At 37.1% G+C, this 12899-nt stretch carries 12 protein-coding genes; 5 read left to right on the top strand and 7 right to left on the bottom strand.

Going from position 1 to position 12899, the window contains the following annotated elements; all coding sequences use genetic code 11:
- Nucleotides 1-57 precede the first annotated feature (57 nt).
- Nucleotides 58-2529, bottom strand: a complete 2472-nt coding sequence (lon, locus tag ACUN24_RS23970) for an endopeptidase La (protein WP_445564805.1) — start codon at nt 2527-2529, stop codon at nt 58-60.
- A 315-nt stretch (nt 2530-2844) separates the two neighbouring features.
- Between lon and ACUN24_RS23965 the strand changes: the two genes are divergently transcribed.
- On the top strand, nt 2845-3465 hold the full coding sequence (locus ACUN24_RS23965) for a tetratricopeptide repeat protein (RefSeq protein WP_445564804.1): 621 nt from the start codon (nt 2845-2847) through the stop codon (nt 3463-3465).
- Nucleotides 3466-3517: 52 nt separating this feature from the next.
- On the opposite strand, the gene ACUN24_RS23960 is transcribed toward ACUN24_RS23965, so the two are convergent.
- The gene (locus ACUN24_RS23960) at nt 3518-4048 is read right to left on the bottom strand and encodes a hypothetical protein (protein WP_445564803.1); all 531 of its coding nucleotides are present in this window, start codon (nt 4046-4048) and stop codon (nt 3518-3520) included.
- Complete coding sequence (gpmI, locus tag ACUN24_RS23955) at nt 4048-5571, bottom strand: 2,3-bisphosphoglycerate-independent phosphoglycerate mutase (protein ID WP_445564802.1); 1524 nt, start codon at nt 5569-5571, stop codon at nt 4048-4050. Before gpmI ends, ACUN24_RS23960 begins: the two co-directional genes overlap by 1 nt.
- Before the next feature lie 172 nt (nt 5572-5743).
- Between gpmI and ACUN24_RS23950 the strand changes: the two genes are divergently transcribed.
- From ACUN24_RS23950 to ACUN24_RS23935, 4 genes are all read left to right on the top strand, one after another.
- Nucleotides 5744-6142 carry a DUF4783 domain-containing protein gene (locus ACUN24_RS23950; protein ID WP_138817964.1) on the top strand — a complete coding sequence of 133 codons (399 nt, stop codon included), beginning with the start codon at nt 5744-5746 and terminating at the stop codon, nt 6140-6142.
- A gap of 161 nt (nt 6143-6303) precedes the next feature.
- On the top strand, nt 6304-7146 hold the full coding sequence (gene nadC / locus ACUN24_RS23945; protein WP_445564801.1) for a carboxylating nicotinate-nucleotide diphosphorylase: 843 nt from the start codon (nt 6304-6306) through the stop codon (nt 7144-7146).
- A gap of 49 nt (nt 7147-7195) precedes the next feature.
- On the top strand, nt 7196-7843 hold the full coding sequence (gene plsY / locus ACUN24_RS23940; protein WP_029279402.1) for a glycerol-3-phosphate 1-O-acyltransferase PlsY: 648 nt from the start codon (nt 7196-7198) through the stop codon (nt 7841-7843).
- Nucleotides 7844-7938: 95 nt separating this feature from the next.
- Complete coding sequence (locus ACUN24_RS23935; protein WP_445564800.1) at nt 7939-8745, top strand: M48 family metallopeptidase; 807 nt, start codon at nt 7939-7941, stop codon at nt 8743-8745.
- 365 nt (nt 8746-9110) lie between these two features.
- Here the strand turns inward: ACUN24_RS23935 and ACUN24_RS23930 are convergent, their stop codons facing one another.
- The 4 genes from ACUN24_RS23930 to ACUN24_RS23915 form a co-directional block, all read right to left on the bottom strand.
- Nucleotides 9111-10367 (bottom strand): anthranilate synthase component I family protein, encoded by a 1257-nt coding sequence (locus ACUN24_RS23930; protein WP_445564799.1) that lies wholly within the window; start codon nt 10365-10367, stop codon nt 9111-9113.
- 155 nt (nt 10368-10522) lie between these two features.
- Nucleotides 10523-10774, bottom strand: coding sequence for a hypothetical protein (locus tag ACUN24_RS23925; RefSeq protein ID WP_445564798.1), 252 nt, complete (start codon nt 10772-10774; stop codon nt 10523-10525).
- Between the two features lie 215 nt (nt 10775-10989).
- Entirely contained in the window at nt 10990-12270 is a 1281-nt protein-coding gene (locus ACUN24_RS23920; RefSeq protein WP_445564797.1) for an adenylosuccinate synthase, read from the bottom strand.
- Between the two features lie 38 nt (nt 12271-12308).
- A complete protein-coding gene (locus ACUN24_RS23915; protein WP_090500261.1) occupies nt 12309-12806 on the bottom strand; it encodes a Fur family transcriptional regulator in 498 nt (165 codons plus the stop codon).
- Nucleotides 12807-12899: the final 93 nt, after the last annotated feature.

Raw genomic sequence — 12899 nt, 5'->3', positions numbered from 1 at the left:
CTATAAAAGTATTTATTGTAATTGGATTTTTGATCGTTAATCCAAAAGAATTAGCAATTAGTTTACAATCGGAGCAATTTTAACGCTCAGATCTATAGGTTTTTTTACCTTATTTTTAGTTAATGCCAATTCAATTACTTCGCTCATTTCGGTTACATAGTGAAACGTTAAATCTTTAATGTAACTTTCTTTAATCTCTAAAATATCTTTACGGTTGCTTTTGCAAAGGATAATTTCTTTAATGTTTGCCCTTTTTGCCGCAAGAATTTTTTCCTTAATTCCACCAACAGGAAGTACCTTTCCGCGTAAAGTAATCTCACCAGTCATAGCTAAATGTTGTTTTACCTTACGTTGCGTAAATGCCGAAGTTAAAGCAGTAAGCATCGTTACCCCAGCAGAAGGTCCGTCTTTTGGCGTAGCACCTGCAGGCACGTGGACGTGAACATCCCAATTGTCAAATAAAGTGTAGTCTATGCCAAATTCAGCTGCATGGGCGCGTAGATAAGCCAAAGCAATTACTGCCGATTCTTTCATTACATCACCCAGGTTACCGGTTAAGGTTAATTTTCCTTTCCCAGGACTTAAACTCGATTCAATAAATAAAATATCACCTCCAACACTTGTCCAGGCTAAACCTGTTACTACCCCGGCAACTTCATTGCCCTCGTACAAATCCTTATCGTAAATTGGGGCACCTAATATACGCTCCACATCATCATGGCTTAAATTTGCTTCGTAGGTCTCTTCCATTGCAATTTTAGTAGCCACACCACGTACCAAAGAGCCGATTTTTTTCTCTAAACCACGCACACCCGATTCTCTTGTATAATCTTCGATCACTTTTTCAATCAGGGTAGTCTTAAGGCTAATATCTTTGGTTTGCAAACCATGATTTTCTTTCTGTTTTGGCAACAGGTATTTTTTGGCAATCTCTATTTTTTCTTCAATCGTATATCCGTTCACCTCAATAATTTCCATACGATCTAACAAAGCAGGCTGTATGGTGCTTAAAGAGTTTGCTGTGGCAATGAATAAGATGTTTGATAAATCGTAGTCTACCTCTACATAATGGTCGTAAAAAGCATTGTTCTGCTCAGGGTCTAAAACCTCTAGCAAAGCTGATGATGGATCACCACGGTGATCAGTACCTACTTTATCAATCTCATCCAAAACAAAAACAGGGTTATCTGCTCCGGCTTTTTTAATCGATGAAATAATACGGCCTGGCATGGCACCGATATAAGTTTTACGGTGGCCACGAATCTCTGCTTCATCGCGGATACCGCCTAAAGCCATACGTACATACTTACGGCCTAATGCCTTTGCAATTGATTTTCCTAAAGATGTTTTACCAACTCCCGGAGGGCCAACCAAACATAAAATAGGCGCTTTCATATTACGCTTTAGTTTTAGCACAGCCAGGTATTCGATAATACGCTGCTTTACTTTTTCTAAACCGAAGTGATCTTTATCTAAAATGCGTTGTGCTCTTTTTAGGTCAAAATTATCTTTTGTAAATTCGCTCCAGGGTAAATCTAATAGTAGTTCTAAGTAGTTTAACTGAACCGAATAATCAGGCGCAGCGGGATTCATTCTGCCTAACTTATCTATTTCTTTATCAAAATGATCAGCAACGGCTTGGGTCCATTTTTTCTTTTTAGCCCTTTCCTGTAAAGCATCAAATTCTAAATCGGCAGAATTTCCGCCCAGTTCTTCCTGGATGGTTTTGAGCTGTTGATTTAAGAAATAATCACGTTGCTGTTTATCTAAATCGGTACGCACTTTTGATTGGATCTGATTTCTCAGCTCCAGCATCTGTAATTCGACCATTAAGAGCTCCATTACTTTTTGCGCTCTTTCCTGCAATTTATCCATTTCAAGGATTTTTTGCTTATCGGCCATTTCGGCATTCATATTTGATGAAATGAAATTGATCAAAAATGAATTGCTCTCAATATTTTTTAGTGCAATACTGGCTTCACTTGGAATATTTGGTGAAAGCTGGATGATCTGCGCAGACATCTCGCGTATAGAAGCAATTAATGTTTTAAACTCCTTATCCGCCTTATGCTTTTGTTCTTCGAATTTTTTAACAACGGCTTTGATATAAGGTTCATTCTGTACCTCTTCAATTAAGCTGAAACGTTGTTTACCCTGAATAATTACAGTTGTATTCCCATCAGGCATCTGCAACAACTTAATAATGTTAGCAACAGTACCAACCGTGTTAAGCTGCTCAAAAGTAGGATCTTCAATAGAAACGTCTTTTTGAGAAACAACGCCAATAATCTTATTTCCTTTGTAAGCTTCTTTAATTAACTTAATTGATTTATCTCTTCCAACAGTAATAGGAATAACTACTCCTGGAAATAAAACTGTGTTTCGCAAAGGCAATATGGCCAACGTTTCGGGCGTTTCCTCATTGTTCATTTCCTCTTCGTCTTGTTGAGACATTAAAGGAAAAAACTCTGTATCTTCATTTATGATTGGCATTGCTGTATGGAAATCAAATATATCTTGTTTACTCATTATCACATTTTCCGCTAACGACAAACTGGCAGTTTGATCGCATTCAATTTGTTTAATTTTAGTATTAGCTTAATAAATTCAACTCTTGTGCCAAAATGAAAATAATATTAATCTTATGTTAAAAAGGCAGAAAAATATAAATATTTTCGCCAATATCATATAAAGCGATTTTTAGCGTTTAAGCTAATGTTTAGGGCACCTGGTTTGAATGAAAGAAAATTAAAAACTTTTAAATTATCAGAATAGGATTATATTGCAAAAAATTTCTCCTATAAATTCGGTTAGGCGTTAGATTTATTAACTTATTACTCATACATGAACTATTTTAAAAAGGCGATTTTAGGTTTAATTATTTTTACATCAACGAGTAGTTTTGCGCAAAGCAATTACGAAAGAAGCATGCAGGCTATGATGAAAGGTGATTATAAGACTGCTGCTATACAATTAGAAAAAGCTGATACTAAAACTCCTGATAATGCACATGTGCTCCAGATGCTCGGATATTCTTACTTCCAAAATCGTGAGTACGAGAAGTGTATTGCCACTTACAGCCGCTTATTAACCATCAAACCTACTGAGGTTTCCGCTTATTATTATCGTGGTATCGCAAGGTTGAAAATAGCTAACGATCCCAAAGAATCGTTAAATACCATGCGCGAAAATTTTTATCTGGCATCTCTCAAAGATTTTACAAAAGCCATCGAAATTAATGGTGATGAAGATACACAGATGTTCCAGAACCGTGGCCTGGCTTACAAAGATTATGCAATTTTCAGGTCTTTTAAAGCAAAGAAAAAAGAAGAAAAAGCAGCTTGTGTAGCTTTGTTCAATAACTCTATCGCTGATTTTCAGAAAGTATTAACCTTGCAGCCATTAAGAAAAGATATTATTGATTGGGTAACCTATGATAAGGCGCAGATTGCCAGCCTAAAATAAAATACTTCCCTTTAAAAAAATGGGACTTGAATATTTTCGAGTCCCATTTTTTTTATTTCAGTTTTCCAATAACTGAATACTTTTTTTCCTTTAGCAATTTAATTTTCTGTTGTTTTTTGATTTCGTATAAGCTATCAGGGCAGTAGATTAAAGTATCCTGAGATTGGTATAAGATATTTTTATTATCGATTATGATCTCTATTTTACCTGCTTTCTGGCCTTTCCAGGTTATAGAAATCTTCTTGATAGGGATTTTTTTATTATCGGAAGTGTAAATATCAACTCCATCTTGTTCTTTAGTTTTAAAACTACCTTTCCAGGAGGTTTTATTGATATCGGCATTAACAAAAATGGCAAGTTCCTTTGTCCAATCTGTAATTTTGGCTTTTTTATGTTCCGCTATACCATTTATACTCACCGTTTTATCAACATCGGGATTTAAACGCTGCAGTCGTGAAATTTCTTTTCCGAAATAACCCTTAACATCGAAATAACTTAAACTGGTATTTGCTTCAGCTTCTTTTCGCTGGTTACATGAAAATAAAGCTAAAGCAAATACCGGGATAAAAAGTTTTTTAACCATTATACTAAAACGTTTCCTGTCATTTCTGCCGGAATAGCTACACCTAATATTTTCAGAACAGTAGGGGCAATGTCGCCTAATTTACCATCTGCAATGGTTTTATAGTCTTTATCAATTAGAATACAAGGTACCAGGTTGGTGGTATGTGCAGTATTGGCAGATCCATCCCCATTTACCATAAATTCAGAGTTTCCATGATCAGCTAAAAGGATAAACGAATAACCATTTTCCAAACCTTTGTTTACTACGGTTTCAGCGCATTTATCTGCAGTTTCAACCGCTTTTACTACTGCCTCAAAAACGCCTGTATGTCCAACCATATCTGGATTGGCAAAGTTTAAACAAATAAAATCAGCCCATCCTGTTTCCATTTCTTTGGTAATGGCATCGGTAATTCCTGCTGCGCTCATTTCAGGTTGAAGATCGTAAGTTGCTACTTTCGGTGAAGGAATTAAAATGCGTTTCTCATTGGCAAATTCAGCCTCTCTTCCGCCAGAGAAGAAAAAGGTTACATGAGGATATTTTTCAGTTTCAGCAATACGGATCTGGTTTTTATTATTATTGGCCAATACTTCACCGATGGTCTGGATTAAATCATCTTTGGTGAAAATTACATTTACCTTTTCAAAGCTCTCATCGTAGGTAGTCATGGTAACATAATACAATGGTAGTTTATGCATTTGTTGCTCAGGGAAATCTTTCTGAGTTAATGCTGTTGTAATCTCACGTCCTCTGTCTGTACGGAAATTGAAACAGATTACCACATCATCATTTTGAATGGTCGCTACCGGGGCACCATTGTCTTGTGTTAGTACTATTGGTTTTAAAAACTCATCAGTTACGCCATCGGCATACGATTTTTTGATTGCAGCTAAGGCATCTTGGGTTTTTTCGCCAATGCCATTTACCATTACATCATAAGCTTGTTTAACGCGCTCCCAACGGTTATCGCGGTCCATAGCATAGTAACGGCCAACCATGGTTGCTAGTTTAGCATTGGTGTTTTGGATATGGTTTTCCAGATCAGTAATAAAGCCCAGGCCAGAGTTTGGATCCGTATCACGGCCATCCAAAAAAGCATGAACAAAGGTGTTTGGTACATTTGCTTCATTTGCGGCATCGCATAAAGCTTTTAAATGTTCAATATGTGCATGTACCCCGCCGTTTGAAACCAGGCCGATGAAGTGAACGGCTTTATTATGCTGTTTTGCATAATCGAATGCACTTACCAAAACCGGGTTGTGGTGCAATTCCCTGTCGGTAATCGACTTATTGATTCTTCCAAGCTCCTGGTAAACTACTCTACCTGCGCCTAAGTTCATGTGTCCAACTTCTGAGTTTCCCATTTGCCCGGCTGGTAAGCCTACTGCTTCACCAGATGCTTCAAGCCTGGAATTTGGGTACTTCTGTAATAACGAATCGAAAAAAGGAGTGTTGGCAGCGTAGGCAGCATCAGAATTATCTTGTTTTCCGTAGCCCCAGCCATCAAGGATTATAAGCGCGAGTTTTTTATCGTTTACCATTTTTATTGTAAAATTTATTGATCCAAATCAAAACATTTTCATGTATAACATGTTTAGTATTTTGTTTATATGGCAAATATAACTTTATTGATGCTTATATAAATGAAGAAATCCTTTTTTTGATATGCTAATGGCATAATTTTAGCTATAGGGTTCTGTATAAAATACAGAAATGATCCGGAGCTTATTTTTACTCGTTATTAGTTTGTCGTCATTATATTACCCTACAGCCATCCAGGCAGATATAATTGATGATTTATCCTCGTATTTTAAGGCTGGCAACTCAAAAGAAATTGCTAAAAATTTCGCTTCAACTATCGAACTTATCATTGTTGATGAAGAAGATGTATACTCTAAAGCACAGGGTGAACAGATTTTGAGAGATTTTTTTATTAAACATCCTCCGGTAAAAACAAGTATTTTTCATAAAATTAATACAAATCCAAATTATCGTTTTGGCGTAATTATTTTAAGTACTGCTAAAGAAACCTTCAGGATTTCTATTACCATGAAAAAATTCAATACTAATTTTTCGATTACCGAATTAAGGATTGAGCCTGCTAAGGATTAATTTGCCAGGCAGGATTTACGAAGTTTTGCCGACGCTATACCTGTGTCAACTTCGCATGTCGCTGATGCTGGAGACTTCTGATGTTAACAAATTCACTTTAACCCTTCAGGAAATTGCCTGCTAATAAATAATTCTTATTTTTGCGGCATAAAACCTATATTTTGGATACTCAACTTATACATCAATTCATAAAAAATGCCCTTACCGAAGACGTTGGTGATGGAGATCATACTTCACTTTCAACAATTCCAAACGGAACACAGGGAAGAGCAAAACTGATTATCAAAGAAGATGGTATTTTAGCTGGAATTGAATTGGCCCTTGAGATTTTTAAGGAGGTTGATGCCGGACTGAAAGTTGATATATTGCTACAGGATGGTGTTGCTGTAAAAGTAGGCGATATTGCTTTAACCGTTGCTGGAAGTACACATGCTATTTTAATAGCAGAACGATTGGTATTAAACTGTATGCAGCGTATGAGTGGTATTGCTACCAAAACCCATCGTATTGTTTCACTGTTAAAAACGACTAAAACCAAGATTTTAGATACCCGTAAAACTACTCCCGGTTTGCGTTATTTAGAAAAATGGGCAGTTAGGATTGGTGGTGGTGTAAATCACCGCATTGGTTTATATGATATGATCTTAATCAAGGATAATCATGTAGATTATGCAGGAGGGATTTCAAACGCCATTACCGCTGCGCAAAAATATCTGATCAATCAGAATAAATCACTTCAGATCGAAATTGAGGTTAGGAACTTAGAGGAGTTATCCCAGGTTTTAGCTATTGGTGGTGTAGATCGCATTATGCTTGATAATTTTAGTTTTGAAAACTTAAGGGCTGCCGTTGCATTAATCGACGGGAAATTTATTACAGAAGCTTCCGGAGGAATTACCGAAGAGAATGTTGCAGAATATGCAGCTTGTGGAGTAGATTTTATTTCGATGGGCGCACTTACACATTCTGTGAAAAGCCTGGATATGAGTTTAAAAGCATACTAAAGTGATTTGCTATAAAATTGAAAGCTTATTTTTTGTATCATTGTAGGCTATGGTTACGGTTTATTCTCTCAGCGCGTTATTAATTGCTTACCTTTTTGGATCTATACCAACAGCTGTCTGGCTTGGTCAGGCCTTCTATGGAGTTGATGTAAGAGAATACGGAAGTGGCAATGCTGGTGCAACCAATACTTTTAGGGTACTGGGCAAAAAAGCCGGAATTGCTGTGATGATCATTGATATTGCAAAAGGTTATACTGCGACCAATCTTGCCTATCTTATCGGCATGTCGGTAACCGGACCACAAAATTCAGTTGTTTTTGTTAACTACCAACTCGCCTTGGGTGTAACCGCGGTAATGGGGCACTTATTCCCTGTTTTTGCGGGTTTCAGGGGAGGAAAAGGGGTAGCCACACTTTTTGGAATGATTTTAGCAGTTAACTTCGAAGCATCTATGCTTTGCGTTCTGGTTTTTGTGGTGGTATTGTTGTTAACTAAATATGTTTCATTAAGCTCTATTTGCGCCGGATTTACTTTTCCGCTAAGTGTAGTTTTCTTGTTTCAGGTTTCCATCAAATCTGAAGTGCTTTATGGCATGGTGGTTTGTATTTTAATCTTAGTTACGCACCAAAAAAATCTCGAAAGATTGCTGAAAGGCAAAGAATCTAAAGTGTATTTGTTTAGGAAGAAGACTAATTAATTAACAAAACACATTTCTTTAAAACTTATTTATAGGCTTACTGTTTAATCATCGACTTTACCTATAGGTATTACTAATCATTTAAAATCGCATTTATGAAAAAGTTATTTTTAACAGCAAGTGTTGCTGGGATTTTATTATTTAACTCATGTTCTACCGTTCCTTTAACAGGACGTAGTCGATTTGATTTAGTTAGTAACGATCAGGTTTTGCCAATGGCATTCCAGGCCTACAGTACCTTTTTAACAGAAAATAAATCTACCGTTTTACCCGCTTCAAATGCCCAGGCCTTAAAAGTGAAAACGGTTGGAAGCAGGTTAATTACAGCTGTAAAATCATATATGAACAACAATAACTACGGTAATCTGATTGCTGATTATCAATGGGAAGTTAATGTAGTACAGAACAATGAAAAAAATGCCTGGTGTATGCCAGGAGGGAAGATTGTGGTTTATACTGGTATTTTGCCAGTTACCCAGGATGATGCTGGTTTAGCAACTGTTATGGGGCATGAGATTGCGCATGCCATTGCGGGTCACTCAGCTGAGCGTATGTCGCAGGAAATGGTTGCACAGGGTGTTGGCGCAGCAGCGGGAGTTGCTTTGTCTAAAAACCCTAAAACGCAGTCTATTTTTAATACCCTATATGGCGTTGGTACACCAGTTGCGATGTTAAAATTCAGTCGTAACCAGGAATTAGAGGCCGATCGTTTGGGCTTGATTTTTATGGCCATGGCGGGATATAATCCACAAAATGCGACCAGTTTCTGGAATAGAATGTCGGCTGCATCTGCAGGCGCCCAAAAGCCGGCTGAATTTTTAAGCACCCACCCAAGCGATGCTACACGTATTGCACAGATTCAAAAATATTTACCTGAAGCAAAGCAATATTATAAGAAATAAGGTTGAAGGCTTAAGGTAAAGAGGTAGAAGGTTTTGCATGATGCAGAATTTTCTGCCTTTTTTGTTTTCCGAAAATTGTCATTCTGAGTTTACGAAGAATCTGCAATTCGAAAGTGTAAAACGATTACGAGAGGATACAGCAAGAAATAAAAAGATTCTTCACTGCGTTCAGAATGACATACTCTAACGTCCTGTTTTTAGCGTCTCGCTAAGACTTTTTTATTTGAATAATAATTAGTAATAGTGGTTAAGTCGTAGCGAGCGCTACAACTAAGGTAGAAAAGATTCTTCACTGCGTTCAGAATGACAAACTGGCTAAAGAATGAATGGCAAGTGAACTAATGACAATTGAACTAATGAACCAATTAACCTCCCAATACCTTCAATATCGCACTGGCTTTTAGCAAACACTCCTCATATTCTGAAGCCGCATTACTTTGGTAGGTAATCGCTCCTCCAACCTGGAAAGATAAATACTTGGAATCGGCATTATACAAAATGCTGCGGATAATCACATTAAAATCGAAATCACCGTCAGGACTGATGCAGCCGAAAGAGCCAGAATATATTCCTCTTTTGGTGACTTCGTATTCTTCTATCAATTTCATGGCTTTAACCTTTGGGGCTCCAGTCATAGAACCCATTGGAAACGCATTTTTAATGGCATCGATAAAATGGATCTCTGGATTTAATTCACAACTAATGGTAGAAATCATCTGGTGTACCTGCGGAAAGCTGTAAATGCCGAATAATTCATCAACGGTAACAGAACCCTTAACGGCTGATTTAGTAAGGTCGTGGCGAACCAAATCAACAATCATTACATTTTCTGCCTGTTCTTTAATGTCATTTCTGAGCTGCAGTTTTATGGCTTCATCTTCTGCCAGATCAGAACTTCTTTTAGCCGTGCCTTTAATGGGCTGTGAGGTAAGTTTAGATCCACGTTTGCACAAAAATCTTTCTGGTGTGGCAGATAAAATATATTTACCTTGAACCTTAAAATAACCTGCAAAAGGGGTGGGAGAGACTTGATTTAGCGCCTCAAAAGTTTGAATGGGGTCTATTTCTATATTTTCGGCAAAAAACTCCTGACAAAAATTGACTTCATAAATATCGCCACGAATAATATGATCTCTTAAGGCACCTACTTTTTTGATGTATTGGTCTTTGGATAATCTTTGCGCTATTGTCAGCGCTTTCGATTGATTTTTTATTTGAATCTGCAAGGATTCGATATCAGCTAAAATGGAAGGATGACCAAGTAAAACCTCAGCCTTGCCATTTTTAAAGGTTATAAGGTTTTTTGGAACAAAAAAGTATAAATCGGGAAAATTTAAATGATCTGGATGATTAGATTGAAGGTCTTCGATTTCGTTTTTCAGGTCGTAACTGAAAAATCCGAAAATCCACTGCTGATGTTGAGAATGAAAACTTTTTAGTTGATCAAATGCATTTCCTGATCTACATTTTAGTTCAGCGTGAGCACCGGCCGCGATAATGAAGTCGTAAGCTGAATAAGCATCTTTGTAGTTGTTTGAATCTAAAAAGCAACAAATCTCGAACTGGTTGGCCCAGTGTAATGCTTTTTGTTTGAAATCGGATATGTTTTGCAGGGTTTTCAAGCTGCCGCAAAGGTAAAAATAGAGATGGTAATTGTAAGAAATTAATTTTTATCTTTTGGAGCGGCTTATTGATTTTCTCATAGCACTTTCATTCAGATAAAACGTCATTTCGAGCGGATCCGATAGCTCGGGTGCAACGCAGTCGAGAAATCTGTTTAGATAGATCTCTCCATTTCGCTGCGCTTCAGTCGAGATGACGACAATAGTTCATCATGAGAAATATAATTGCCGTTTTTAAACTCATGCTCTGCGGCTAAAAGCTCATTATTATAGGCTTCAATAGTAATGTTTGAATTTTCTTTTTTACCTTTTATAAATGCTTTAAGCATTTTTACTACAGAAGTTTTTTCGGCATCGTCTAGCTGGGTAAAATAATTTAGCATTTCGCTTTCTAAGATAGTTGCCATAATAAATATTTATACTCAAAAATAACTAAATTGAAGAAGGAAAACAAACTGTTGAAATCAATTTACTATCTCAATTGGCAAAGAGTTGTCAACTTTCTGGCACTTTCCTGCCATTAAAGTTGACAACTCTGAAATGAAAAAAGCAACCCGGTTATGGATTGCTTTTCTTTATGGGCAGTCACAGAATTTATTCTTGGTGACTGAATCAAGTATTTTTAGCGTAATTCTAGCGTTTGTGCTCTATCTGGTCCTACCGAAAGGAATTTAATCGGCACTTCTAATTCTTTCTCTAAGAAAGCAATATAATCGCTCAATTTAGCTGGAATTTCATCTACAGAAGTAATTTTAGTCACATCCGTAGCCCAACCGTCAATTGCTTTCAATACGGGTTTTGGTTCGATTGAAATGATATCGTATGGCATATAATCAATCGTTTCGCCATTATATTCGTAGTGGGTACAAGCATAAATGGTATCGAAAGTATCTAAAACATCTGCTTTCATCATAATTAATTCGGTTACACCGTTTAACATGATAGCATATTTTAATGCAGGAAGATCAATCCAGCCACAACGGCGTGCACGACCTGTAGTTGCACCAAACTCGTGACCTAAAGCACGTAAATTTTCGCCAACTTCGTTATCTAATTCAGTAGGGAAAGGGCCGCCACCAACACGTGTGCAATATGCTTTGAAGATACCATAAACGGCTCCTACTTTATTCGGCGCAATACCTAAACCAGTACAGGCACCTGCAGTTGTAGTGTTACTAGAAGTTACAAAAGGGTATGAACCGAAATCCACGTCCAATAATGTTCCCTGAGCACCTTCTGCTAAAACTGCTTTTCCTTCTTTTAAGAAACCATTCACATAATGTTCGCTATCTACGTGAGGAATGGTTTTTAAGAATTCGATTGCTTCAAAGAATGATGCTTCTTTTTCAGCCAGTTCATATTCAAAACCTTCGTAGTGAGAAAGGATTTCAGTATGTTTTTCTACCAGTTTAGCATAACGCTCTTTGAAATCAGGTAGGGTAGTATCACCAACGCGTAAACCGTTACGGCCAGTTTTGTCCATATAAGTTGGACCGATACCTTTTAAAGTTGATCCAATTTTGTTTTTACCCATGCGTGCTTCGTTAGCAGCATCCAATAACTGGTGGGTTGGTAAAATTAAGTGTGCTTTACGGGCAATCACCAATTTGCCATCGGCAACAGGGTCATGACCAGCTTTTTTTAAATTATCTAACTCTCTTTTTAGGATAATAGGGTCGATTACTACACCATTACCGATCAGGTTCATGGTTTTTTCGTTAAAAATTCCTGAAGGGATTGTATTTAAAACGAATTTTTTGCCATCGAACTCTAAAGTATGTCCGGCATTTGGGCCACCCTGAAAACGGGCAATAAGATCATATTTTGGACTTAGTACATCAACGATTTTTCCCTTTCCTTCATCGCCCCATTGCAGGCCGAGAAGTACATCTACTTGCGTCATTATTTAATAAATTAAGCTGATTTTATTTGTATTTTGATTTAATTTTGTTTGATTTTTTCGACTGTTGCCGCACTTTCGCTAACTTTCCTGGCCATACTGCAGTCAGAGCAGAAACCATATAGATTTAATGAATGGTGTTTAACATCAAATTTTAATAGATCGCCAACCATGGTTTGGATCTGGTGGATACGTGGATCGCAGAATTCGACTACTTTACCACATTCGATACAGATCACGTGATCGTGCTGGCGGTAACCATAAGATTTTTCGAATTGCGCCATGTTTTTACCAAACTGGTGTTTGGTAACTAAATCGCATGAAACCAATAACTCCAATGTGTTATAAACCGTAGCACGACTTACACGGTACTTTTGGTTTTTCATGTGGATATAAAGGGTTTCTACATCAAAGTGGTCGTTTCTTGAATATATTTCTTCCAATATAGCGAAACGCTCTGGTGTTTTACGTAGATTTTTGTTTTCTAAATAAGCCTCAAAAATCTTGCGAACGAGCTCATTTGTTTTTTGTTCAGACATAGTTTTTAAACTCCATTCAAAGGTAGGTAAATAGTTTTGAAAAATGATTACACCGATTAAATGATTACATAGATTTGCTAAATGTTTAGTCTG

Source organism: Pedobacter sp. WC2501 (assembly GCF_052682415.1).
Note: the sequence above shows the minus strand (reverse complement) of the source record. Positions and strands in the feature narration are given on the sequence as shown.

What these genes read in the sequence shown, in the direction of transcription:
- lon (WP_445564805.1), bottom strand. Translation starts at nt 2,529, where the DNA reads ATGAGTAAACAAGATATATTTGATTTCCATACAGCAATGCCAATCATA.
- ACUN24_RS23965 (WP_445564804.1), top strand. Translation starts at nt 2,845, where the DNA reads ATGAACTATTTTAAAAAGGCGATTTTAGGTTTAATTATTTTTACATCA.
- ACUN24_RS23960 (WP_445564803.1), bottom strand. Translation starts at nt 4,048, where the DNA reads ATGGTTAAAAAACTTTTTATCCCGGTATTTGCTTTAGCTTTATTTTCA.
- gpmI (WP_445564802.1), bottom strand. Translation starts at nt 5,571, where the DNA reads ATGGTAAACGATAAAAAACTCGCGCTTATAATCCTTGATGGCTGGGGC.
- ACUN24_RS23950 (WP_138817964.1), top strand. Translation starts at nt 5,744, where the DNA reads ATGATCCGGAGCTTATTTTTACTCGTTATTAGTTTGTCGTCATTATAT.
- plsY (WP_029279402.1), top strand. Translation starts at nt 7,196, where the DNA reads ATGGTTACGGTTTATTCTCTCAGCGCGTTATTAATTGCTTACCTTTTT.
- ACUN24_RS23935 (WP_445564800.1), top strand. Translation starts at nt 7,939, where the DNA reads ATGAAAAAGTTATTTTTAACAGCAAGTGTTGCTGGGATTTTATTATTT.
- ACUN24_RS23925 (WP_445564798.1), bottom strand. Translation starts at nt 10,774, where the DNA reads ATGGCAACTATCTTAGAAAGCGAAATGCTAAATTATTTTACCCAGCTA.
- ACUN24_RS23920 (WP_445564797.1), bottom strand. Translation starts at nt 12,270, where the DNA reads ATGACGCAAGTAGATGTACTTCTCGGCCTGCAATGGGGCGATGAAGGA.
- ACUN24_RS23915 (WP_090500261.1), bottom strand. Translation starts at nt 12,806, where the DNA reads ATGTCTGAACAAAAAACAAATGAGCTCGTTCGCAAGATTTTTGAGGCT.